Raw genomic sequence first — 24,037 nt, forward strand, 5'->3', positions numbered from 1 at the left:
GCCGTGCGCGCCGCCATCGTCTTCAGCCTCTGCCTGGGTGTGGCCACCGCGGCGTCCGCCGAGTGGGACGTGTTCAGCGTGGATGGTGTCCCCCGGTGGGTGAATACCTGGCGGCCCGGTGTCGTCTCGGTGGCGACGACGGAAGCGGCGCGGCTCTGGGAGAACGGCACCGTGACCGGGGACATCCTCGAGTTCTTCGCGCCCGGCACATTCCTGTCCCCCTCCGGCTGCTTCGCCGTTGTGAGAAGAGACGGCGCATTGCTCAGCCCGCCCCTCCACTGTCTGTCTGGAGGTATTGCTGATAACCCCAACACCACCTTTCACGACGTCCAGCGGGTGCGGATCACGCCGTCGAGCACCGGCTACTCGATGGGGCTGACCGAACCCGACGAGCTCGAACTCCTTTTCTCGGGGGAAGGTCAGGCAGCCAGTCCGCCGTGGGACAGGCTCCTGGTCAACCCGACCTACCGCCCGACCTATGTGCTGGGCGTGACGGACACCAACGGGGGCGCGCCGCATGCGATCTTCCAGGTCACCGACAACAGTTCCATGCGGCACCTCCTCTGGTTTCGCGGGCATGACCTGGTGTCCGAGGTCGTCGTCGCCGGCATCCCTGCGACCGTCGAGCACTCCACGGTAGACCTCTTCGCCACGGAAGGGCCGGACCCTGTCGCGCTCATCGGCAACGCCAGCGGGCTCTTCCGGGGGCAGCTCACGCCACCATCGTCTCCCGGGCCCGTCTCTCCATTCTCACCGGTAACGGTGCAGGGCTCACCGTCGGTGTCCATCGCCTCGGTGGACGTGAACACCGGCAAGGGGAGCAGGCTCGGAGAGGGTTACGGCCTGGCGGTGGGAACGGACGGCAGCGGGAACAACGTGGTGCTCGGGGCCGTCCCCGCGGACAGTGCGGCCGATGCAGGGACCCTGTGGCGCGTCCACCCCGCGTTCGCGGGCCTGCCGGGGGCTCCGATGGAGGTGAGCTGCGTGGACTCCACCTTCTGCGCCATCGCGCTGAACCGCGCGACCGCATTCAACGTCGTCGTCTACAGCAACGCGGCGAAGCCTGAGTTCACGGCGGGGACGGGGGCCCTGAACGTCGACGAGAGCAGCGGGCCCACCGTCCATCAGGTCGTCGCGACGGATGGTGATGGAGACGCGGTGCGTGTCTCCATGGATGCGACGGCGGCGGCGGGCCTGCTGGACGTGAGTGCCGTGGCGCAGCCGGACCAGCTGGAGCTGCGGCTCTCCGCGCGGGAGGTCTGCAAGGACGAGACCCGGGTGTTGCAGCTCTTCGCCTCGGATGGCCTGAAGGACCACGACGTGGATGGAGGGGTGAGCGTCCGCGTCGTCAACCGGAATGGACCGGCCGCTCCAGGGGTGTCACCCTCGCGCGCATCCACTGTCGCGGGTGGCTCGGCCAGGGTCTTCACGGCATCCCCGGGAGCGGGCCCGTGCCCGCCGAGGGACTATGTGTGGAGCGGGACGCCCGCGCTCGTCACGGACGGCTCCGGGACGGCGACGTTCAATCCTCCCGCCGTCGTGTGCCAGTCCGAAGGCGCGACGTACACGTACACCGTGCAGGCCCGGGATGAGGGCGGCGTGTGGTCCGCGGCCACGCTCTTCACGGTGGATGTGGCGCCCTGGGGCAGGCCCAGCGTGCCCTTCGGCCCCGGGGCGAGGCTGGCGCTGGCCTCGGGCCCGGACGCGGGCGTGGACGTGGTGCCCGAGGCCCTGCACGAGTGTACCGGTACGGCGGGACTGCCCCCGGTGGAGACGGTGTGGCGGCTCGGCATGGCCGTGCCCGTGGGCCTCTCCGTGAAGGACGCGAACGGCGGCACCGTTTCGCCGGAGTCTCCGGTGGTGGGCGAGCGGCTCCGGGTGGAGGCGGCGGCGTGCACGCGCGCGAGCCTGGAGCTCATCGCCCGGAACCGCATGGAGACCGGCGCCGGTGGCGTGCAGGAGGGGGCCGAGTCCACGGTCCGGGTGGACGTGGCGCCTCCGGTGGAGGACGTCACCGCGGCGGGGTTGAACCTGACGGAGGTGCGAGGAGGGGACGGTCAGGTGGACATCCAGCTCGGGTCGACGCTGCTCTGTCCGGCCGAGTACACGCTGAAGGCCCGGATGTTCCTGCGAGACACGGCCGGCGGGACGCTGGCCGACGCGGTGGTGGACGTGCCCGGGAGCTGGAGGCCGCCCCTGCCGGCGGCGTGCACGGTCCAGGAGTACGTCGTCCGGGGCGAGCTCTTCGAGGAGAGCGGCGGAGCCCAGCGCAACGGGGGCACGGCGGAGCTGCGCGTGTCCACCGAGGCGCTCCAGCCCGCGCTGGGCGCGCTGGAGGGGGAGGCGCTGGAGGCGCGCTGCGGCGAGGGTGCGACGGCCACGCTCACGCAGACGATTCCTTCCAACGCCTGCCGCGAGGTGGCCATCACCTGGACGCAGGTGTCCGGTCCCGCGCTCGAGGAGGGCACGTTGTCCGGCGAGCAGGTCTCCGTGGCCACGAGCGGCACGGAGCTGGAGGCGCTGGTGGGTGAGTCCGTCGTCCTGCGCGTCACCGCGGACGCGGGCGACGGCAGGAGCGCGACGACGGAGCACGTGGTGCCCATCACCGTGGCGCCCTTCGTGGACGTGGTGCACGAGACGGAGTCGCCCCTGGGCTCGGAGACGGGCCTCGTGGGAGTGGTGGCGCGGCTGCGCAACACCTCGGAGTGCCGCGTGGGCGGCCTCGTCCACCTGGAGCGCGTGGAGGGCGTGGAGTGGGTCCCCGGCAGCGTGAAGGTGGATGGCCGGCCCGTGGTGGAGCGGGCGGTGGACGGAGGCTTCGAGGTGGACGGCATCACGCTGGAGGCCGGAGCCACCGGCACGCTGACGTACGTGGTCCGTCCCGCGCTGCTGGGCTCGGCGCGCCATGGCGGCGAGGTGTTCCTCAACCGGGTGCTGGTGTCCGGGAGCATCCCCGACGCGCCCTCGTCCGGCTGCGGGTGCTCGGGCGGTGGCTCGGGCGCGGCGGTGTTCGGACTGGTGGCGCTGGCGCGGCTGCTGCGGCGGAGGCGGGCCGGCGCGGAGGGCTAGAGGCCGAAGGTGATGCGGTGGCGGCGGCTCGGGGCCTCGGGCCGCTCCTCCAGCACGCCGAGCAGCTCCAGCGCGCGCAGCGTGGCGAGCGCCTGCCGCTCGGACAAATCCGTGAGCGCGAGCAGGTCCTCCACCGTCTTGCTGCCGTCCGCGTACGCGAGCAGCAGCGCCTGGGGCCCGTGCAACTTCAGCTCGTGAAGGCCGTAGGGCGGGTCCGCGGTGGGGAAGAGGCGGCGCGAGGGCGGCATTCGCTGGCGCAGCGCCACCAGCGTCTCCGTCTTCTCCACGCCCTCCAGCACCAGGTCACCGGGGAACACGGACAGCTTCACCAGGTCCGCGCGCTGGGGCCGCATGGCGCTGAAGCCGTAGTTGCCCTCGGTCCAGGTGAAGGTGGACCCGACGATTTCCTTCACCTGCTCTTCCAGGAGCTGCTGGCGCCGCGCGGCGTCCAGGATGCCCAGGCGCAGCATCGCCTCGCCGGTGCGCAGGCCGTGCTCCCTGGCGTGCGCGGCCACCTCCGCGAGGCGGGACTCGGTCAGCACGCCCCGGCGGACGCAGAAGCGGCCGAAGCGCTCCTGGGCCAGGTTGGAGGCCGCGTAGACGATGAGGCCGGCCTCGAAATAGACGACCTTGAGGACGGAGCCATGCTTGAGCTTCAGCTCCCCGTGGTGGCGGGCCTCGTAATAGGCATTGAGCAGCCGGGGGACGGAGGTGTCCTTGAGATCCCCCCCGAGAGACCACTCGGGCAGCGTGCCGCGCGCGGGGGCGGCGAGGGAGGTGACGCCGCTCCACACCTGCTGGCGGTGCTCGAAGGGGAGGGGGAGGGCGTGCTCGCCGTCGTCGGGGATGGGCAGCGCCTCCGTCTCGGAGACGGCCTGCAAGGGCGCGGAGGTATCGCCGGAGTCGGGGAGGACCTCCTCCAGCACGATGAGGTCCTCGTCGTCGAGCAGCTCGTCGGAAGGTGGGGGTTCCTCCGGCACGGGGGGCGGGGCGCGAGGCACGGGCGCGGCGCCGGCGGCCTGCTCCAGGGCGTCCATGACGGTGTTCAGCTCGAAGGGCTTGGCGAAGAAGGCGCGGGCGCCGTGGACCTGGACGGCCTCCTGGGCGAAGCGGTCCCCCTTGTAGACGCCACTGACGGCGATGGCGGGGATGCCATGGGCGCGCAGGGCGGCCAGGACCTCGCTGCCGCGGATGTCGGGAAGCAGCAGGTCCACCAGGGCGGCGTCCCACTTCAAGCCGGGGCTGAGCGCCTCCAGGGCGGACTCGCCGGTATACGCCGCCCGTGCCTCGTGGCCCCGGCCCTGGGCGGCCGAGACGATGAGGGAGGCCAGCTCGTGGTTGTCTTCGACGATGAGCAGTCGCGCCATGGGCGCGCAGACCATAGCATCCGCTCCATGGACGTTCAGGGCTTCCACCATGTGGCCATCCAGGCCAGGGACATCGAGCGGGTCTCCGCCTTCTACCGGGAGGTGCTGGGCTTCCCCGAGTTGACCCGGCATTTCCGGCCGGACGGCTCCCTGCGGAGCATCTGGGTGGGCGTGCCCGGGGGGGGCTTCCTGGCCATCGAGGCGGCGGGCGTGGACCCGGAGCCGCTGCCCTTCCGGCATGACCGGCCGGGCCTGCTGATGCTGGCGTTCCGGATTCCGAAGGCTTCCCGGGCGAAGGCGGTGGAGGCCTTCGCCCGGGCGGGGGTGCCCCTGGAGCACGAGACGCGGTGGACGGTGTACGTGAGGGACCCGGAGGGCAACCGCGTGGCGCTCAGCCACCACCCCGAGGACTAGCGCCGCCGTGCGCGGGGGGTGGGCGCGCTTGCGGAGCGGGACGAGGCACGGCTACAAGCGGAGCCCATGCGCCTGGGTGAACTGCTCCTGAAGGAAGGTCTCGTCACCGCGGAAGGCCTCGAGGAGGCACTCGAGGCGCAGGTGGTGCAGGGCGGCCGGCTGGGGACGAACCTGTTGGAGCTGGGGCTGCTGTCCGAGCAGGACCTGGCGAAGTCGCTCGGGCAGATGCACAACACCGCGTACGCGTCCGGGGAGCTGGTGCCGGACCCGAAGGCGCTGGCGCTGGTGTCGGCGAACCACGCGGACGACAAGGAATACCTGCCGATGCGGGTGGACGCGACGCGGCTGAGCATCGCCGTCATCAACCCGCATGACTTCGAGACGCTGGACGCGATTGCCTTCAAGACGGGCAAGCGGGTGGTGCCGGTGGTCATCCCCGAGTTCCGGATGAACCAGCTGCTGCGCCGCCACTGCAAGGCGTTCCGGCCGCTGCGCGCCATCGACATGAACGCCATCCGTCCGAGGCCCAAGCCGGGCTCGCCGGAGCTGGCGAAGGCGTCCGAGAAGGCGCCAGACCTGATGAGCGAGGAGGAGTTCCAGTCCGTCTACGCGCAGGCGCTGCGCGGTGGCGCGGACTACGAAGGGGACCTGGGCGAGGCGGAGGAGGTCATCACCGGCGTGGAGGTGGTGGAGCCCGTACCCACGCCCGTGGCGCCGGTGGCGCCCGTGGCTCCCCCGGTGGCGCAGCCGCCTCGGGCTCCGGTGGTGCCCGCGCAGCCCTTCCCGATGACGCCGCCGCCCTACACCGGGGTGCCTCCGGTGGCGCAGCCGCAGCGCCCGGTGGCGCCGGTGGCTCCGATGGCGGCGGTCCCCGCGGTGGTGCCTCCGGCGGCGCAGGTGCCGGTGCAGCAGCCACCGGAGCCGCCTCCGACGCCGCTCACCTTCGCGGAGGCACAGGCGGAGCTGGCGCGCAGCTCGGACCGCGAGGACGTGGCGCGCACGGTGCTGCGCTTCGCGCTGGGCAAGTGGAAGCGGAACCTGCTGCTGTCGGTGCAGGGCAGCCTGGTGACGGGCTGGCACGGAATGGGCGCGAGCGTGCGCGAGGCCGCGGTGCGGCGCATCGGCGTGGCGCTGAGGGAGCAGAGCACGTTCCGGTTGGTGCGGGACACGCGCTCGCACTACATCGGCCCGGTGAAGCGGGACGCCGCCATGGCGGTGTTCTACAAGCTGCTGGGCGGCGGCTTCCCGACGACGGCGGTCATCCTGCCGCTGCTGGTGCGCGGCAAGGTGGTGCACCTGCTGTACGTGGACAACGGGCCGGACCAGCTCACCCCGCCGGACGTGGGCGAGCTGCTCATCCTCTCGCAGAGCGTGGGCCGCTCGTACGAGGCGATGATGCGGCGCCGGAAGAGCGCATAGGGCATCGCCGCGCATCAGGAGGCTCCCATGGACGAGAGGAATGGCGGGGAGACGCCGAGCCAGGAGGCACAGCTCCGCGCCCTGCTCGCCGCGATGGAGGCCGCCAACCAGGGAGACTTCAGCCACCGCCTTCCGGCGCACGGCGCGCATCCGCTCCTGGACCGGCTGGCGGAGACCTTCAACACCAGCGCCGAGCGCAACACCCGGCTCTCCGCGTTCGTCGGAGAGGTGATTCGTGTCGCCCGGGACGTGGGCATCGAGGGGCGGCTGGGTGAGCAGGTCGACGTGCGGGGCCTGTCCGGCATCTGGAAGGAGCTCGGGGACAGCGTGAATGCCCTCGCCGCGAGCCTCACCGCGCAGGTGCGCAACCTGACCCGGGTGAGCGAAGCGGTGGCCCGGGGAGACCTGTCCGAGAAGGTCTCCGTGGACGTGCGTGGCGAGCCGCTCACGCTCAAGAACACCGTCAACACGATGGTGGACCAGCTCCAGGCCTTCGCCGCCGAGGTGAACCGGGTCGCGAAGCAGGTGGGCCCGGAAGGAAAGGCCGGCGCGCATCCCGAGTCGCAGGGCATGTCGGGCCTGTGGAAGGACCTCAACGACAACGTGAGCTTCACGGAGAAGCTGGCACTCGCGTCCCGGTACAAGAGCGAGTTCCTCGCCAACGTGAGCCACGAGCTGCGCACGCCGCTCAACAGCCTGCTCATCCTCGCGAGGGTCCTCTCGGAGAACAAGGACCACCACCTCAGCCCGAAGGAGGTGGACTACGCGAAGACCATCTACGCCTCGGGCTCCGACCTGCTCGACCTCATCAACGACATCCTCGACCTGTCCAAGGTGGAGGCCGGGAAGATGCGGGTGGAGCCGGGCGACGTGTCACTCGGCGAGGTCAAGGAGTACGTCGAGCGAAGCTTCCGGCACGTGGCCGAGCAGAAGGGATTGGGCTTCAGCGTCACGCTCGCGGAGGGACTCCCCGCGGGCATGCGCACCGACCCGCTGCGCCTGCTGCAGGTGCTCAAGAACCTGCTGTCCAATGCCTTCAAGTTCACCGGCATGGGCCGTGTGGACCTGCACGTCGCTCCTGTGCGGGGTGGGGCGCTTCGCTTCGACAGCGAGGTACTCCGGCGGGCCGACAGCGTGGTCGCCTTCAGCGTGGTGGACAGCGGCATCGGCATTCCTGAGGACAAGCAGCAGCTCATCTTCGAGGCCTTCCAGCAGGCGGACGGAAGCACCAGCCGCAAGTACGGTGGCACCGGCCTGGGCCTGTCCATCAGCCGCGAGCTCACGAGGCTTCTGGGCGGTGAGCTCCGAGTGGAGAGCCAGCCGGGGAAGGGCAGCACGTTCACCCTCTACCTGCCCAGGACGTACGCCGGTCCGAGCGAGGCGAAGAGCGTGGCCGCGGGTGGCACGAGCCGTGCCGTGCGCTCGGTGCCGCTGCCACCCGGCATCGAGGAGGCGCCACGGGCACAGGACACCGAGAGGGCCCCGGCATCCTCCGGTGTCACGGCCGCTGAACCCCGGCCAGTGAACGACCGGGTGGCACGGTCGTCCGCGGAGCGCATCGGGCGCAAGGTGCTCGTCGTGGACGACGACATTCGCACCAGCTTCGCCTTGACCAGCCTCCTGGAAGGGATGGGGCTGGAGGTGCTGCACGCGGAGAACGGCAAGGAGGGCGTCGCGGCGCTGCGGGCGCACCCGGACGTGGGCGCCGTCCTCATGGACCTGAGGATGCCGGAGATGGATGGCTACGAGGCGATGCGCGCCATCCGCCAGGACCCGCGCTTCACCGCCCTGCCCATCATCGCCGTCACCGCCAGCGCACAGAAGGATGACCGCGAGAAGTGCCTCGCGGCCGGCGCCAGCGCGTTGCTGACCAAGCCGGTGGACGCGGAGCGGCTCCGCGCGCTGCTGTGGAGCTGACCCCGCGCCTCGGGTGACGGCGCGGGGGCTCCAGCGGGCTCACTCCGCCTCGGGGGGCTCCTCGAACTCGACGTCGAAGGAGACGCGCTGGCCGGGCTCGAGCTTGAAGGACCGCTGCCAGCGCGCGTTGTTCACCACGACGAGGAGCTGGTGCGAGCCCTCGTAGAGGTCCAGCTCCTCGACGGGCGCGGCGCCCACGAGACGGCCGTCGATGGTGACGATGGCGCCCTTCGGCGCACGCACCGTGGCGAAGCCCTTGTTCAGATAGAACTGCTGCCCGGTGCGTGCACCCGCCGGAACGGTGACGGTACGAGTCACCTGGATGCCGAGCACGGGATTGCTGAGCGTCAGCACGTGCCGGCCCGCGGGCAGGGTCGCGGAAAGCGGCGTGCGCCCCAGGTACGTTCCCGGCACGGACGCTTCCACGCGAGGCTCGACGGTGAGGTCCAGGATGCCCGTCTCGACCTTGACGTACTGGATTCCCGCGTCCGTCCCCGCGTCGGCGAGGGCATCCGCGGGCGTGACGGACGCCAGCGCGGCGCCCGCATCGACCTCCGCCTCGATGTCGGAAGGCAGCCGCTTGAGCACGACCGCGCCCGCGCCGAGCACCAGCACGAGGCCCACGACCACGGCCCCCATCCACGCACTCGATGGCTTCTGCGCTGGAGGGGGAACGGGTAGCGGAGCCGCGGCCGGCTGTGCGCTCCCCACGGGCGTCGCGCCTCCAGCAGCCGGTGCCGAACTACCGGATGCGGTGCCCGGCGTGGCCGGAGCCACCGTTCCGTTCGAACCCGTCGTGCCGGAGACAGAGGACTGCGCCGCCGGAGCCACCGTTCCGTTCGAGCCCGTCGTGCCGGAGACAGAGGACTGCGCCGCCGCCGGAACCTGAGCATGAGTCCCACTGCCCGCGCTCTGTGCGGAAGCAGCCGAGGCCGCCGGAACCTGGGCATGAGTCCCACTGCCCGGGCTCTGTGCGGAAGCTGCCGAGGCCGCCGGCACCTGGGCATGAGACCCACTCTCCGGCCCCTGCGCGGAGGAACCGGAAGCCGGAGCCACCTGGGCATTGGAACCCGTCGCCGGGCCTGCGCTGGCGGCGGCCGCCGGAGCCGGCTCCGCCGAGCCCCCGCCCATGTTCACGGGCCCCGTCACGGCGAGCTGTCCCGGAAGCGCCGGCCACTTCGCCGGCAGCGCTCCGGCCGGCAGCACGCCGCTCGCGAGGAACTCCGCCACCACCGGAGGCGACACTCCCGCCTTCTGCATCACGTCCGCGATGCCGGCTTCAATCACCCTCCGCCGGGCCGCCCGCGCCTCGCTCTCGGGCGGGAAGGACTTCGCGATGAACTCCGCGAACTGCGCATGCGTGGGCAGCGTCCCCACGGCCTCCACCAGCGCCTCACGGAACGCGAGCGCCGACGAATACCGGTCATACGCGCGCTTCGTGGTCGCCTTGCGCACCACCGCGTCGAGCTTCAGCGGCACGTCCTGGGGCAGGGGCGGCAGCGAGCGGTTCAGCACCGCCTTGTCCGGGTCCGCGGACTCCTTGAACGGCATCTTCCCCGACAGGGCCTCGTGCAGCACGAGCCCCAGCAGGAACACGTCCGACTGGACGTTGACGGCCTCGCGCCCACCCAGGAGCTGCTCGGGGGCGCTGTACTTGCGCCGGTTCTTCACGCGCTTGCCGTCGCGCTCGCGCGGGGCCACGCCGAGGGCGCCGTAGCCCGTCACCTTCGTCACGCCGCCGAAGGAGATCATCAGCGTCTCCGGGCGGACGTCACCGTGCACCAGCGGCGTGCCGTCGTCGTTGCCGGCCATGTGCGCGTAGTGCAGGCCCATGGCGGCGTCGGCGATGACCAGCGCGGCGAACTGCGGCGGCAGGCGCGGGTGGACCTCCAGCAGGCGGCGCAGGGGCTCGCCGTCGGCGAACTCGGTGACACGGGCCAGCCCGCCGTCCTGCATGGCGAGGCCGTGGACGCGGAGGATGTTGGGGTGCTCGAAGACGAGCGCACGCGACGTCTCGCGCGTCAGCTTCGCCGTCAGCTCCGGATTCTGGACAATCTCCTGTGGTGCCCAGATGAGCACCACGGGGCGGGGGGGCGCGCCGTCCTCCAGGGCCAGGCCGAGGAAGGCGCGCGAGCCTTCACCGGCACCCAGGGGGCCGAGGGACTGGTAACGGACCGAACTCATACGCCCCATGCTAGTGCGAGTCGCGCGGGCCCAGAAATCCAGGCCCGCCGGGCCGTCCGAAACGCCCTAGAGGCGCTGTCCCGCGTCCTGCTCGAAAGGCAGGGTGATGTGGTAGCCGTACCGGCCCCTCCGCACGAGGAGCAACACGCTCCGTCCGCGTCTCGCCGTGAGCAGGGCCTCCCGGAAGGCCTCCGCCGTGGCCACCGGCTGATTGTTCACCCGGAGGATGATGTCACCCGGTTCCAACCCCACGTCGGCCGCCACCGAGCCCGGACGCACGCCGGAGATGACCAGCGCTCCCCGTCCGTCCTTCACTCTCAGTCCTAGCCGCTCCCACGCCAGGCCCTCCACCATGCGGGCGGGGAACTCCACGGGCGTCACCTGGACGGTGCGCAGGCCGCCCTCGCGGAAGAGGATCAGGGGGAAGGCGGAGCGGGCAGGGTAGCCGCGCACGCGGGTGTCGAAGTCCTCGGCGTCCTGGATGCGCGAGCCGCCCAATTCCGCCACCACGTCACCTCGCTTCACGCCGGCCTTGGCCGCGGGGCTGTCGGGCTCCACGCCCGTCACCAGCGCCCCGTAGGAGCGGTCCCACCCGAGCTGCCGCGCCAACCGTGGCGTCAGGTCCACCGTGTCGATGCCCACCCACGCCGGGCGCACCTTCCCGAAGCGGGTCAGCTCGTCGACGATGCGGCGCACCTTGTCGGCGGGAATCGCGAAGCCAATGCCCTGCGCGCCGCCGCCGAAGATGGCGGTGTTGATGCCGATGATTTCCCCGTCCACGTTCAGCAGCGGGCCGCCCGAGTTGCCGGGGTTGATGGCCGCGTCCGTCTGGACGAAGTCGTTGTAGACGCGCCCGTCCGCGCGGAAGGTGCGCCCCACGGCGGACACCACGCCCGACGTCACCGTCTTGCTCAGGCCGAAGGGGCTGCCGATGGCCACCACCGTCTCGCCAATCATCAGGTCCGAGCTGGTGCCCAGCTTCGCGACGGGCAGCGGCTCCTTCGCGTTGACCTTGAGGACGGCCAGGTCATTGGCCGCGTCGCTGCCGATGACCTCCGCGTCGAACGAGCGTCCATCCGCCAGCACCACGTGGATGGCGGAGGCGCCACGGATGACGTGGTCATTGGTGACGATGATGCCGGACGGGTCGATGATGGCGCCGCTGCCCAGGCCCTCGATTTTCTGCCGCCCCTCGTCCCCGCCCAGTCCGCCGAAGAACTCCTCCAGCGGCGAGCGCCGGCCGCGGAAGCGCGACTCCACCTCCTGCTCGGTGCCGATGTAGACGACGGCCGGGGAGACCTTCTGGACGACCTCGACGATGGCGTCCCGGCGCCGGGCCAGGTCCGCGCTCGCGGGGCTCGTGGCCAGCAGCGCCACCACCAGCAGGCTCCACCTCATGACTCCAGCCTTCATGCCAACCCTCCGTGCGCGACCCGTCCCGAAGCTTCAGGCCCGCTGCGACTTCAGCATCCAGCCAATCATCTTGTAGAGGAGGCGGGCGCCGACGTTGCCGTCCCACTCGCCGCCCTCGGGATCCGGAGAGACCTCGGTGAGGTCGAAGCCGACGATGGTGCGGCCGGAGCGGACGACGCCGGAGATGAGGGCCACGGCCTCGGGGAAGGACAGGCCGCCCGGCACCGGGGTGCCCGTGTGCGGGCAGAGCACGGGGTCCAGTCCGTCGATGTCGAAGGACAGGTAGACCTGCTGGGGCAGCAGGGCGACGATTTCATCCACCTGCCGGTTCCAGGGCACGCCGTCGAAGCGCCGGTTCTGGAGGGTGGAGTCGAAGAAGCCGTGGACGCGGCCCTGGGAGTCCTCGATGTAGCGGTACTCCTCCTGGCTCATGTCGCGCAGGCCCACCTGGACGAGCGTCTTCACGCCAGGGAGGCGCTCGGCGACGTTGTACATGATGGACGCGTGGGACCAGGTGAAGCCCTCGTACGCCACGCGCAGGTCGGCGTGCGCGTCCAGGTGGAGCACGCCCATGCCGGGGTACTTCTCCGCGTGGGCGCGGATGATGCCGAAGGAGATGGAGTGGTCACCGCCCACCGCGCCCACGCGCTTGCCCTGCTCCAGCCAGTGCTTCGCGGTGCGGTAGACATGCTCGTTCATCTGCTCGCAGAGGGCGTTGACGTCGCTGGCGGCCTTCAGCAGCTCGGGCTCGCCGGAGTGGACGCCGCCGGCCTCGATGACGACCTGGGCGCGCTCCTTGGCGCGGGTGTTCCATTCGCGGAGCTCCTGGGACTCGGGGAGCATGGCGATGCCACGCTCGTACGGCCGGCCGGTCTCCACGTCGAAGAGGTCCACCTGCCGGCTGGCGTCCAGGACGGCGGCGGGGCCCTCGGAGGTGCCGCCGCCGTAGCTGGTGGTGGCCTCGAAGGGGACGGGGATGAGGACGACGTGGGCCTCATCGGGCGAGTGGGGAAGGCCGAAGACGCCGGAACCCGGCTGGGCGGCGGCGCTGGGGTCGAAGTGGGTAGGCATGGCGGCGCAGGATAAGGGCCCCGCCAGGGGGTGCAACGGACATCGCCGGGCAGGCGGAGGCCTCGGGAACCGGACGCTTCCATGCCAGCCTGCGTCATTCCCCCCGGATGCGGCGCACCCATCCTCCAAGATTTGAAAAATGTATCAGTACCCCCGATTTCGGGGGGCCTTGCAACCGGGGACCCGCACCAGCTGTACTGCACAATGTTGACAACACAACAATTACTGTCGTTGTCTGTGCACTGAATGAACAGTCTCCACCGCATCACTGTGCGCTCGTTGCACAAAGGGTCTGCGAGCATCCTGCGGGCGCTCGTGCCGCACTTCGACCTCCCCCCAGCGGAGCTGGCGTCGCGAATCTTCCGGGCACCGGCGGTGCTGGCGGGAGGACTTCCGGAGACGCTGGCCACGGAGCTGTCGGAGGCGCTGCGGGGCGCGGGGCTGGACGTGGTGGTGGAGCCGGATGGGGCGGAGCCGCCGGCCGCCGGCCCGAGCTTCGACGTGGCGCTGTACGTGCGGGACGGCGCGCGGTTCCGGGAAGCCTGCGCGGAGCTGGTGACGGTGCTGGGCTGCACGCAGGCGGAGGCAGCCGCCGCCCTCTGCGCCACGCCCGCCACGGTGCTGGGCGCCGTGTCGCAGGCCACGGTGGACGCGCTGCGCGCGCGCTTCACGCCGCTGGGCGTGGAGGTGGACGCCAGCCACGCGCCCACGGCCCGCTATGACATCTTCTACGTGGGCTCGGACGCCTCGGGGGTGGCCGTGGTGCGCCCGGTGCTGGAGGCGCTGGGGGTGACGCCGGGCGAGCCGCCGCTGCTGGCGAGCAACCTGGACCACGCGAAGGCGGAGCGCGTGTGGCGGGAGCTGGGCTCTCGCGGCCTGGTGCGGGTGCTGGACCATGCCTTCCAGCGCTTCGACGTGAGCCTCGTGGAGGCACCCGCCGGGGCCGACTTCGCGCGGGTGCTGATCCAGGAGACGGGCATGCCCGAGGCGCTGGTGCCCCGGGTGCTCTCGCGCCTGCCGGTGGTGCTGCACGCGGGCCTGCGGCGCGAGGACGTGGCGGCGCGCTCGGCCGCGCTGGAGGCGGCGGGCGCGAAGCTGTCCGTGCAGCTCGTCAGCTTCCGCAGCTTCCGCCTGCGCGTGGACGAGACGAAGGACCCGGGCGGGACGAGCGAGCTGCTCTCCGCGGCGCTCAACCTGCCCGCCAGCGATGTGCGCACCGCCCTCTCGCGGCTGCCCCATACCTTCACGCCGCCCGTGGGGGACACGCGGGCGCGGTGGCTCGTCGCGGAGCTGCGCTCGCGCGGCACGCGCGCCTCCCTGGTGGAGCCATGAGTGGCCCCGCGCTGCACTACCGCGTCGCGGAGCACGGCAAGGTGCGCGCGCTGGCGGGAGACCATGCCGAGGCGCTCCGGCACTACCGCGAGGCGCTGCGCCTGGCCTCCGCCCAGGGCGAGGCCGAGGCCTGCCTCCGCCACTACGCCTGGTGCGTGCTGGAGTCGCTGGAGCGCACGGACGCCCACGACGCCGTCATCGCCTTCTGCGAGCGGGTGGAGGCCCACTACGCCCAGAAGCCTCCCGAGGGGGAGCTGGCCCGGAAGGACCTGGCCGCGCACCTGGAGCGGCACGGCCTGGCGCTCGCGAAGCAGGGGCGCTCCGCCGAGGCCCGGGAGCGCCTGGAGTCCGCCGTGAAGCTGGCGGGCGCGGGGCACCTCCCCGTCGCGGAGCGGGTGTTGTCGTGGGTGCGCGCCGGACTGCACGTGGACGCGCGCCGAGTCTCACTGGAGCAGGACCGTCATCCCTACTGGACCGTCCGGCCTGACGCCGTGCGGCCGGACATCGCCGTCGCACTTCCATCGTTCGTCACCACACCGGGGTAGACCATGCCGAAAGCAGGGAAGATCCTCGCGGATCTCAACATCTCCGAGTTCATCCGCGACATGGGCCTGGCCATCGCAGAGGCCCAGGAGAAGCTGGACACCAACAGCGTCAACCAGACCCTGAAGCTGGGGCAGACGGTGCTCCCCGGCATGACGCAGAACCTGCTGTCGCTCGGGTTGCAGCCGGCGTTCTACCACTTCCAGTACGCCGACCTGGAGATGAACCTCCACGTCTACTACTCGACCTCCGTCGACCTCGACGTCAACTTCAACTACGACAACGAGAGCGAGTCGGGCAACTACGACCTCCAGACGAGCGCCTCGACGGGCACCGCCACCATCACCGTGCAGGACGGAGAGGGCATTCCCCCGTTCGCCCGGGTGGCGCTGGCGTCGAACGGGCCGGGGCAGCTCACCGTGGGCACCACCAGCTACGCGCTGGACGGCGGCACGGGCCCCAACGCGACGGGCATCCCCGTCGCCCGGCAGGCCTCGCTGTGGGAGACGGCGCAGGAGCTGCTGGTGGCCCTGCGCAACAACTCCGTCTGGACGAACCAGACCGCGGGAGACCTGCAAGGCATCTTCATGGAGTGGGAGATGCAGTCGGGCGTCACCGCGAGCACCAACCGCCCGGACCTGTACGTCATCAACCGCTCGGTCATCACCGTGCGCACCGCGCCGCAGGCGGCCCCGGGTGACAACCTGGTGGTGGCGCGACTGGGCTCGGTGACTCCGGCGCCCACGCTGGTGCTGCCCGCCACCACGGGCACGCGTTACACCAGCACCGCGTCCACGGTGGGCGCGGCGCTGGCGGACATCGGCCAGCAGGTGGACCCGGGCGCCTTCCTCGTCGTCGCGGGCGGCACGTGCAACCGCGCCCTCTACTTCGACGACAACGAGCACGACACGCCCACCACCACCTACGGCACGGACCGCGAGCCGTCCGCCATCCTCGACGCTGTGGCGGCGCTGCTGACCGAGCACCCCTCCGCCAGCCTCACGCTGGAGGGCTGGGCGGATGTGCGCAACACCGTGGCCTACAACCAGACGCTGTCGCAGAAGCGCGCCGACTCCGTGAAGCGGGCGCTGGAGGCGCGCGGCGTTCCCTCCTCGCGGCTGACGGCCGTGGGCCGGGGTGAGACGGCCTCCTTCCACTCGACGGACCTCGCGGCCAACCGCCGCGTGGTGCTGCGCTTCGCCGGGGTGGACGGCGTGCTGGTGGCGCGCGTTGCCGCCGCCGTCACCACCGGAGCGTGGGACCCGGCGGGAGCGGACCGGGACGCCCGCATCGTCCCGCGCACGCGCGCCGCGGCGAACGCGCCGACCACGCCCGTCGTCACCTTCATGGGCACGGACTACACCCAGGGCACCACCTTCACGGTGGGCGCCACGGCGGAGTCCACCGCCGCCAACCTGGCCCGCGCCATCCGCGACGCCAACGCCAACACCGCCTTTGGCGCCTTCTCGCGCGGCGACCGCGTGTACCTCTACGGCACGGGCGACCACGCCATGTACACGCTGTTCGCGCGCACGCCCACCGCGCCGGCCCTGTCCGCCGCCGGCACCATCCGCGTGGCCCGGCGCTTCGGCGACGGCCGCCCGCCCGCCACGCCGCAGCCCCGCGACACCATCGTCATCGACAACACGCAGCTCGTCGCCGTGGAGTCGGGCACCACGCCGCAGGCCGGGCAGTTCGTGCTGGGCATCACCGCCGCGGACACCGCCCGCAACCTCGCCAACGCCATCACCGCGGGCGCCACCTCGGGCCTGCTGCCGGCGGGACTCCAGGCGCAGGCGGCCGGCAACACCGTCACGCTCTCCGGGCCCTCGGGAACCATGCTGGGCACCAGCAACACCAACGCCTTCCTGCTGTCCGGGCCTCGCCTCGGCGGCCGCAGCTCCGTGGACCGGAAGGAGAGCTCCGGGCGCGAGCTCCGCGCGCTCAACGTGGACGCGCACCTGGCGGTGAAGCACGAGCTGAGCGTCTCCGGCAGCTCCTCCATCAAGGCGCGCCTGGTGGCGGTGCCGGCGCCGCCGCAGTTCCTCCAGGCCATCGGCGACTACCTGAGCCTCTGGTACCCCTGAGGACGCCCCATGCCAACCAACAACACCACTCAGGGCCAGCGGGCCATGATGACGGTGCTGGACGCGCCGCTGCCCGAGCTCATCGAGCGGCTCGGGCGCGCGGTGGCGGACGCCCAGCACGCGCTGGACACCAACTCGCTGGAAATCGCGAAGCGCATGTCGGAGCCCACCGTCAATCTCGGTGGGCAGATGTGGAGCCTGCTGTCGCTCGGCTTCACCCCGACGTTCTACTCCTTCGCGGAGGCCACCCTGGAGGCGAAGCTCACCTTCACCATCCGCGAGTCGACGGAGTTCTCCGTCGGCGGCTCGGTGACGGGGGGCATGCAGGGCGTGTTCTCCGTGACGGTGAACGCCGAGTACAGCCGCAAGTACGGCTTCGAGGTGCAGGGCGCCAGCTCCATCGCCGCCCGGCTGGTGTCGCTGCCGCCGCCCGCCCGCCTGCACCAGTTGCTCAATGAAATCGCCGTCGCCTCGCAGCCGGCGCCCACGACCAACACGAATCCCGCCTGACGGACTCCAACACCATGCCCAACATCGGCCAGGAACTCTTGAACGTCCCCATGGGGGACATGATTCGCGAGATGGCGAACGCCATCGCCGAGGCCCAGATGGACCTCGACAAGAGCGGGATGCTCGTCGCGGAGATGATGAGCGGCGAGGCGCTGCTGCGCGACGCCGACGGCAACGTGCAGCTGGACTCCGCGGGCAAGCCCATCCGCGTGGACACCAAGGTGTCCTTCGCGGGCTCGCCGGTGTCCATGATGGAGCTCGGCTTCGCGCCGAACTTCTACCAGTTCGTCGACACCATCATCGAAGTGAAGATCGCCGTGAAGATGACGGAGAGCGTGGAGAGCAAGGTGGCGCGGCAGACCACCACCAAGAGCCCCGCCTCGCTGCGCATGTTCAAGCGGGGCGGCACGCCCCAGGCCATCGTCAGCACGGTGGATGCCAGCTACACGCGCAAGTACGACTACAGCGTGGAGGGCGCCAGCCTGCTGCGCACCAAGCTCGTCCCCATCCCCCCGCCGGCCCTCTTCGAGGAGCGGGTGCGCGCGCTCGCCGCCGCCAAGGCCGCTGCGACGGGCACCACGACGACGGACGGCACCACCACCACCACCACGCCTATCAAGCCGCTGTAGCAGGAGGCGCGCACCATGGCCACGAACACCATCGGTCAGGACCTGCTCAACGTCCCCTTCGGGGAGATGGTCCGCAACCTGGGCAACGCCATCGCTGACGCCCAGTACGCGCTCGACAGCTCGTCGCTGAAGATTGCCCAGCTCATGGCGGGCTACCGTATCGACGACAGCGGCAACGCCGTGCGGGACGGGGCCGGCTTCGTGAAGCTCGGCAGCACCGACTACCCGCTGCTGCTGCTCGGCTTCACGCCGACCTTCTACCAGTTCGTGGAGACCATCATCGAGGTGAAGATGGAGATCTCCATGCACGAGTCGAACGAGGACATCACCCAGACGCGGGACCGCAAGGTGGACCGTGACAAGGGCATCCTCACCACGCTGGTGAAGGGCCACAAGAGCCACGTCACCACGGTGACGGCGAAGCACTCGCAGAAGTACAGCTATTCCGCCGAGGGCTCGAGCCTCATCCGCACCAAGCTGGTGCCCATCCCCCCGCCGGCCGCCTTGCAGCAGATCTGCGCGGAGATCGCCAAGAGTCTCAAGGGCACCGCGGAGGGCGACAGCATCAGCGGGAAGGTGGACTCCGCCGTGCAGAACGTGGGCTGACGGGCACGCTCCATGTCACACGTCCGCTGGGAAGACCTGCTCGCGGAGGAGGAGGCCCCCACCACGGGGGAGGCCGCCGCGAGCCGTACGCCCGAGCCCGCGGCGCCACCGTCTCTGGAGGAGGTGGCGGCAGTCGACTCCGAGCTGGCCGCGCTGCTGCGCGAGCGCAAGCAGCTCGAAGGGACGATGAAGGCGTTGATGGGCGTGGAGGAGGCGCCCGTCGACGCGCGGATGGCGAGGCAGTTTCCCGTCGTCGAGCACACACCGGAGTCGCGCATCGCGGACCGGAAGCAGCACGAGCGGGACACGGCGCGGCGGCTGCTGGAGCAGAAGCTGTACGCGCGGAGGCGGGCGGAGGCGGACGAGGCGGAGCGGGTGGAGGAGCTGCGGCGCAAGCGCCAGGAGACGGCGCGGGCGAACCGCCGCCGGGAGCAGCAGCAGGCGTCACTGCGCCAGCAGTGGGCGCGCAAGGCCCGCGAGCGCGGGAAGCTGGCGGCGCGGCTGGCGGAGCGCGTCCTCCAGCGTCCCGGGCTCGGGTCCGGGGCGGCGGGCACCGGGGCGAAGGAGGCGGCGCGCCGGCTGTCGGAGGTGGCGGAGGAGGCCCGCTCGGCCGCGCGCAAGCCGATGCCGCTGGCGCGCGGGCTGCCGCTGCCGGGAGCTGGCGTGGGGAAGGCGGGTGGGGCGGGGCTGGGACGACTGGCGCTGGCCGCGCGCGGGCTGGGAAGGATGGACATGCGCTCGCCGGACGCGAGCACGTTGATGGAGCGGGGATTGGCGGCGGGCGGAATGGACCTGGAATCGATGGAACGGCAAATGGACATGGAGCTGGAGCGCGACGGCGGCGATGCGATGGCCGAGCGCGACACGGCACGCGACGCGCAGCGGGAGCGCGGTCGCCGGGGAGCGTGGGATGAGTGACACGACACAGCAGGCGCAGGAGCTGTTCGGCACCCTGGACGAGTACCTCCTGGAGCTGGCGGACGGCCTGGCGAAGGCGCAGGCGGAGTTGGGGGCCATCTCCTCGGCGGGAGCACCCGGCCGGCAGTTCACCTACTACGTGCCGAAGCTGGACTTCGAGCTGCGGATGGACCTGCGGGTGGAGACGACCACGGTGTCCGGGCCGACGCCGACCACGGGCAAGGTGCTGAAGATGCGGCCGGTGCGGCTGGCGGAGACCGCCACGTCGCAGACGCGCACGGAGCTGGTCAGCATCATCCGCGGCAGCTTCGTCGCGGTGCCGGCCAACGAGGGCCTCCCTCCGGTGGTGCTCGACGCGAGCGTCACCAAGGACGCCAGCGGCCTGCCGATGGTGGTGGCGCGCCTGCGCAACGCCGCGGGCGAGGCGCTGCCGAACGTGGAGGTGGAGTTCAACCTCGACCGGAGGACGACGCTGTCGCTCGCCGGCGTGGAGCCGCACCCGGACACGGACGTGACGCTCGCGGTGGTGAAGACGGACGCTTCCGGTGAGGCACGCACGATGGTGCGCGTGGCGGTCGATGAGAAGGCCGGCGTGCTCGCGCTCACGGTGGACGCGGCGGGGAAGACGCTGGCGCTGTCCTGCGAGGTGCCGCGATGAGGGTGAGGGCCCTTTTCCGCAAGGCCGCGGGGACACCCGCCGCCGGCATGAAGGTGATGTGGTGGGTGCCCGGGAAGACGGCCGGCACCTTCGAGCTGCGCGACACCGGGGTGACGGACGCGGAAGGCCTGCTGGACGTGGACGTCACGAGCGCCACCTTCGGCTCGCACCTGCGGCTGGCCGAGGGCATGGTGGCCACGTACCCGGTGAAGATGAGCAGCACGGTCATCGACTTCGGCACGCTGGTGCTGCTGGACCCGGTGCGCGAGGGCATCGCCGCCGTCCCCGCCGCGGTGGCTCCCACGGCGGCGAGCACCGCCACCACGGCCACGGCGACCACCACGGACGCCACGGCCACCGAGCCCGCGACGCTGGTGGAGGTGGCCATCGAGGACCGGCTGAAGTCGGCGGGCCAGCAGATCGAGTCCGTGAAGGCCTCGCTGACCACGATGAAGCTGACCCAGGTGCGGGTGCGCTGGACGGAGACGACGGCCGAGGGCACGTCGGAGACGGAGGCGCAGTTCGTCGAGCAGCTCGAGATACCGACGGAGCCGGCAACGGAGCCTGTGGCGCGTCCGGTGCCCAGCTTCCACGGGCTGACGCCCGCGGCGGCGAGGCGGCTCGCGGCGGAAGCCGGGCTGCGCGTGGCGCTCTCGCCCATCTTCACGAAGGAGAGCGGACAGCACGGCCGGGTGCTGCGCCAGCTACCGAAGCCCGGCGTCGAGGACACCACCGCATCCGTGCAGCTGTTCATCGGCCGCGCGATGGAGGGCTGAACCATGGCGGACACCAACGACCTTCCCCAGCTGGAGGCGCTGAGCGCGCCGCTGGGTTCATTGATTTCCGCGGTGGGCCGCGGCGTGGCGCAGGCGCAGCAGGAGCTGGACGAGGCCACGCTGGAGCGGCTGCGCGCCCTCTATGCCTCGGACGAGAGCTTCGCGACGGAGCTTCAGCGCATCGGCTACCGGCCGACCTGGTACCACATCCCCGAGGCCGAGGCGGAGATCGCCGTGGCGCTCTCCATCACCGCGGAGCTGCAGGGGCAGGGGCGCACGCGCCTGAAGATGTACGGCGCGCCGATGGACGCCAGCTACACCAACCGCTTCAGCTACAGCCTGTCCGCGCAGTCCCGGCTGAAGTTCCGCGTGGTGCCGGTGCCGCCGTCGCCGCAGGCGGAGGCGCTGGTGGTGGTGCCGGCGGTGGTGGGCCGGACGGTGGCGGACGCGCGGACCCTCTTGCTGGCGCTCGGAGTGCCGCACCGCTTCCCCGATGACGCGAAGGACGGTGACTTCGTCGTGGCTGCTTCCGCGGAGCCTGGAACGGTGCTGCCCGCGGGCGGCGAGCTGTGGCTGAAGGTCCAGTCCTCGACCATGACCCGGACAGTCGAGCCCGTGCTGACGACGAGCCCCATCACCCGGCAGTCGTCGGGCCTCGAGCCCCTGAAGTGAAGTGGGAGAGGCCGAGAGCCCGATGAGCGAGGCCATGGACCTGGACGCGCTGCTGGTGGACCTGCGCGAGGCGCTCGCGCGGGTCCATGCGCGGCTGGGCAACGGACCGCTGCGGCTGGGCCCGGTGGAGCTGGTGCTGCGCGGCCAGGTGTCCGCGGGCCCGGAGGGCTTCACCTTCGTCCCCGGCGGCACCAACGAGGTGAGCGCGTTCTTCCTCAAAGAGGAGCCGAAGGGCGTACCGCCCGTCACGCCCATGCTGCTCGGGCTCACGCGGGCCGCCGCCACCCGGCGGGCACGGTCCTCGGGCGCGGCGCTGGAGGTGACTGAGGTGCCGTGCCTTTCACCGGAGCAGGCCGGGCGGGTCTGCTGGCAACGCCCGGCTCCGGGCGAGCCCCTGGTGGACGGCCGCATCGCCGTGGGACTGAACAGTACGAGGGGCTGACGTCCCGGGTGGGTCGCAATCGGAAGAGGGGCGCGCCGTAGAGTGCGCTGCCGGCCTGCCTCTTCCGAAAGGACGCCCCGTGAAGCGCCTCCCGCGCCTTGCCCCCCTGCTGATGGTGGGCACACTGCTCGCCTGTGCTTCCACTCCGAGCCCGAAGCCCGCGGAGGCCGCGGCGCGGAGCGAGGAGGCCCCGCCCGACCTCCTCGGCGCGAACGAGCCGAAGGCGCGGCTGATGATGCTGGGGACGTTCCACTTCAAGGACGCCGGGAAGGACAGGTACAGGCCCGAGCACGCGGTGGACGTGCTCTCTCCGGAGCGGCAGCGGGAAGTCGAGGCGCTGGTGGACGCGCTCGCGAAGTTCCAGCCGACGCGCATCGCCGTGGAGATGAAGGCCCACAAGCAGGCCGTGCTGGACGCGCGGTACCAGGACTACGTGGCGGGCCGCGCGGAGCTGACGGCGAACGAGATTGACCAGGTCGGCTTCCGGCTGGCGAAGAAGCTGGGCCACGCGAAGGTCTACGCCATCGACGCGGACCCGCACCCGATGTTCTTCCCGTTGTTCGACAATGTGGACGAGAAGCAGGTGGCGTCGCTCGATGCGCGGTGGCAGGAGCGCTTCAAGAGCCTCTACGCGCATTACGACGCGCTGAAGACGCGCCAGTCCTTGATGGAGCATCTGCGATACATGAACTCGCCGGAGCTGCGCCGGCAGGGACACGGCTCGTACTCCATCGGCCTGTTCAAGGTGGACGGTGAGGACGGCTACCTCGGCGCGGACCTGCGCGCGGCCTGGTACGACCGCAACCTGCGCATCTTCCGCAACCTCCAGCGCCTCACGTCCTCACCGGAGGAGCGCATCCTGCTCATCATCGGCGCGGGCCACCTGCCCATCCTCCACTTCGTCGCGGGCACCTCGCCCGAGTACGAAGTGGTGGACGTGCGGGACTACCTGCGCGGAGATGCACACTGAGCGGCGCGGCTCACTCCCACCGCACCACCAGCTTGCCCACGGAGTCATTGCGCGCCATGCGCTCCAGCGCCGGGCGTATCTCCGCCATGGGCACCACCGCGTCCACCACGGGCGGCAGCGCGCCCGAGCGGAACAGCGGCAGCAGGTGCCGCTCCGCGCTCTGCGACAGCGCAATCTTCTCCTCCAGCGGCCGGCTGCGCAGCACGGTGCCGGTGACGCGCAGCCGTTTGACGAGCACCGTCCCCAAGTTCAGCTCCGTGCTGTTGCCCGCCACCAGCCCCACCAGCATCACCCGCCCCCGGGGCGCCACCGCGTCCAGCGTCTCCGGCAGGTAGTCCCCACCCACCAGGTCCAGGCACAGGTCCGCGCCCCGGCCGCCCGTCTCCGCCTTCACCGCGTCCGCGAACCGCGGCGGATACGACTCACACAGCACCGTGCGCGCCACGCCCCACTCGGAGGCCCGCGCCAGCTTGGCCGCGCTGCGCCCCGTGCCCACCACGCGCGCTCCCGACGCCTTGCACAGCAGCGCCGCCGCCGAGCCCACGCCGCTGGCCACCGCGTGGATGAGCACCGTCTCTCCCGGTCGCAGCTCGCCCTGGAGCACCAGCGCGTCGTACGCGGTGAGGTAGGCCTCCGGCAGCGCCGCCGCGTCCGCGAAGTCCATTCCCTCCGGCATGGGCAGCGCCTCGCGCTCGTGCGTGATGAGCGACTCCGCCCACGCGCCGCCGCCCACCAGCCCCATCACCCTATCTCCCACCCTGAAGCGCCGGGTGCGGGGGCCCACCGCCACCACCTCGCCCGCATACTCCAGGCCCGGCACGTCGGGCGGCACGTCCGGCGGGGCGGGGTAGAAGCCCCGAATCTGCAGGAGGTCCGCGCGATTCAGCGCGGAGGCGCGGACCCGCACGCGAATCTCGCCGGGACCCGGCGCGGGCTCGGGCCGTTCCTCCAGGGCAAGCACTTCGGGACCACCGGGCTCGGTGATGCGCAGGACCTTCATGGCTCAAGACCTCCCTGGAAAGGGCGGTCACGAAACATCC

Annotated in this window: 21 protein-coding genes; 16 read left to right on the forward strand and 5 right to left on the reverse strand. The window is 71.4% G+C overall.

Annotated features, from left to right (window positions below):
* Positions 1-3: 3 nt before the first annotated feature.
* Positions 4-3,069 carry an MYXO-CTERM sorting domain-containing protein gene (locus K8638_RS35460; RefSeq protein ID WP_223759141.1) on the forward strand — a complete coding sequence of 1,022 codons (3,066 nt, stop codon included), beginning with the start codon at positions 4-6 and terminating at the stop codon, positions 3,067-3,069.
* Here the strand turns inward: K8638_RS35460 and K8638_RS35465 are convergent.
* Entirely contained in the window at positions 3,066-4,451 is a 1,386-nt protein-coding gene (locus tag K8638_RS35465; protein WP_223759142.1) for a response regulator, read from the reverse strand. The two genes, K8638_RS35460 and K8638_RS35465, sit on opposite strands and share 4 nt — an antisense overlap.
* A 12-nt stretch (positions 4,452-4,463) precedes the next feature.
* Between K8638_RS35465 and K8638_RS35470 the strand changes: the two genes are divergently transcribed.
* The 3 genes from K8638_RS35470 (at position 4,464) to K8638_RS35480 (ending at position 8,186) form a co-directional block, all read left to right on the forward strand.
* A complete protein-coding gene (locus K8638_RS35470; protein WP_223759143.1) occupies positions 4,464-4,850 on the forward strand; it encodes a VOC family protein in 387 nt (128 codons plus the stop codon).
* A 66-nt stretch (positions 4,851-4,916) separates the two neighbouring features.
* Positions 4,917-6,269 carry a general secretion pathway protein GspE gene (locus K8638_RS35475; RefSeq protein WP_223759144.1) on the forward strand — a complete coding sequence of 451 codons (1,353 nt, stop codon included), beginning with the start codon at positions 4,917-4,919 and terminating at the stop codon, positions 6,267-6,269.
* Between the two features lie 27 nt (positions 6,270-6,296).
* Positions 6,297-8,186: an ATP-binding protein gene (locus K8638_RS35480; protein ID WP_223759145.1), complete on the forward strand. Its 1,890-nt coding sequence runs from the start codon at positions 6,297-6,299 to the stop codon at positions 8,184-8,186.
* 39 nt (positions 8,187-8,225) lie between these two features.
* Here K8638_RS35480 and K8638_RS35485 read toward each other — a convergent pair whose 3' ends face one another.
* The 3 genes from K8638_RS35485 to K8638_RS35495 form a co-directional block, all read right to left on the reverse strand.
* Complete coding sequence (locus K8638_RS35485; protein WP_223759146.1) at positions 8,226-10,370, reverse strand: serine/threonine-protein kinase; 2,145 nt, start codon at positions 10,368-10,370, stop codon at positions 8,226-8,228.
* Positions 10,371-10,436: 66 nt separating this feature from the next.
* Complete coding sequence (locus tag K8638_RS35490; protein ID WP_223759147.1) at positions 10,437-11,783, reverse strand: trypsin-like peptidase domain-containing protein; 1,347 nt, start codon at positions 11,781-11,783, stop codon at positions 10,437-10,439.
* A 33-nt stretch (positions 11,784-11,816) separates the two neighbouring features.
* On the reverse strand, positions 11,817-12,854 hold the full coding sequence (locus tag K8638_RS35495) for an agmatinase family protein (RefSeq protein ID WP_223759148.1): 1,038 nt from the start codon (positions 12,852-12,854) through the stop codon (positions 11,817-11,819).
* A 279-nt stretch (positions 12,855-13,133) separates the two neighbouring features.
* Between K8638_RS35495 and K8638_RS35500 the strand changes: the two genes are divergently transcribed.
* The 12 genes from K8638_RS35500 (at position 13,134) to K8638_RS35555 (ending at position 22,997) form a co-directional block, all read left to right on the forward strand.
* Positions 13,134-14,186: a hypothetical protein gene (locus K8638_RS35500; protein ID WP_223759149.1), complete on the forward strand. Its 1,053-nt coding sequence runs from the start codon at positions 13,134-13,136 to the stop codon at positions 14,184-14,186.
* The gene (locus tag K8638_RS35505) at positions 14,183-14,731 is read left to right on the forward strand and encodes a hypothetical protein (RefSeq protein WP_223759150.1); all 549 of its coding nucleotides are present in this window, start codon (positions 14,183-14,185) and stop codon (positions 14,729-14,731) included. The genes K8638_RS35500 and K8638_RS35505 overlap by 4 nt, the downstream gene beginning before the upstream one ends.
* A gap of 3 nt (positions 14,732-14,734) precedes the next feature.
* Positions 14,735-16,816: an OmpA family protein gene (locus K8638_RS35510; protein WP_223759151.1), complete on the forward strand. Its 2,082-nt coding sequence runs from the start codon at positions 14,735-14,737 to the stop codon at positions 16,814-16,816.
* 9 nt (positions 16,817-16,825) lie between these two features.
* Positions 16,826-17,326 carry a hypothetical protein gene (locus tag K8638_RS35515; protein ID WP_223759152.1) on the forward strand — a complete coding sequence of 167 codons (501 nt, stop codon included), beginning with the start codon at positions 16,826-16,828 and terminating at the stop codon, positions 17,324-17,326.
* A gap of 14 nt (positions 17,327-17,340) precedes the next feature.
* A complete protein-coding gene (locus tag K8638_RS35520) occupies positions 17,341-17,955 on the forward strand; it encodes a hypothetical protein (RefSeq protein ID WP_223759153.1) in 615 nt (204 codons plus the stop codon).
* Between the two features lie 15 nt (positions 17,956-17,970).
* Positions 17,971-18,561: a hypothetical protein gene (locus K8638_RS35525; RefSeq protein ID WP_223759154.1), complete on the forward strand. Its 591-nt coding sequence runs from the start codon at positions 17,971-17,973 to the stop codon at positions 18,559-18,561.
* 12 nt (positions 18,562-18,573) lie between these two features.
* Complete coding sequence (locus tag K8638_RS35530) at positions 18,574-19,479, forward strand: hypothetical protein (RefSeq protein ID WP_223759155.1); 906 nt, start codon at positions 18,574-18,576, stop codon at positions 19,477-19,479.
* Complete coding sequence (locus tag K8638_RS35535; protein WP_223759156.1) at positions 19,472-20,137, forward strand: hypothetical protein; 666 nt, start codon at positions 19,472-19,474, stop codon at positions 20,135-20,137. The genes K8638_RS35530 and K8638_RS35535 overlap by 8 nt, the downstream gene beginning before the upstream one ends.
* A gap of 2 nt (positions 20,138-20,139) precedes the next feature.
* On the forward strand, positions 20,140-20,913 hold the full coding sequence (locus tag K8638_RS35540; RefSeq protein ID WP_223759157.1) for a PASTA domain-containing protein: 774 nt from the start codon (positions 20,140-20,142) through the stop codon (positions 20,911-20,913).
* A gap of 3 nt (positions 20,914-20,916) precedes the next feature.
* Positions 20,917-21,585, forward strand: a complete 669-nt coding sequence (locus K8638_RS35545; protein ID WP_223759158.1) for a PASTA domain-containing protein — start codon at positions 20,917-20,919, stop codon at positions 21,583-21,585.
* Positions 21,586-21,607: 22 nt separating this feature from the next.
* On the forward strand, positions 21,608-22,027 hold the full coding sequence (locus K8638_RS35550; protein WP_223759159.1) for a hypothetical protein: 420 nt from the start codon (positions 21,608-21,610) through the stop codon (positions 22,025-22,027).
* Positions 22,028-22,106: 79 nt separating this feature from the next.
* The gene (locus tag K8638_RS35555; RefSeq protein WP_223759160.1) at positions 22,107-22,997 is read left to right on the forward strand and encodes a DUF5694 domain-containing protein; all 891 of its coding nucleotides are present in this window, start codon (positions 22,107-22,109) and stop codon (positions 22,995-22,997) included.
* A gap of 10 nt (positions 22,998-23,007) precedes the next feature.
* Here the strand turns inward: K8638_RS35555 and K8638_RS35560 are convergent, their stop codons facing one another.
* Positions 23,008-23,997 carry an NAD(P)H-quinone oxidoreductase gene (locus tag K8638_RS35560; protein WP_223759161.1) on the reverse strand — a complete coding sequence of 330 codons (990 nt, stop codon included), beginning with the start codon at positions 23,995-23,997 and terminating at the stop codon, positions 23,008-23,010.
* Positions 23,998-24,037: the final 40 nt, after the last annotated feature.

The sequence above is a fragment of the Myxococcus sp. RHSTA-1-4 genome, assembly GCF_020037125.1.
Classification (GTDB): Bacteria; Myxococcota; Myxococcia; order Myxococcales; family Myxococcaceae; genus Myxococcus.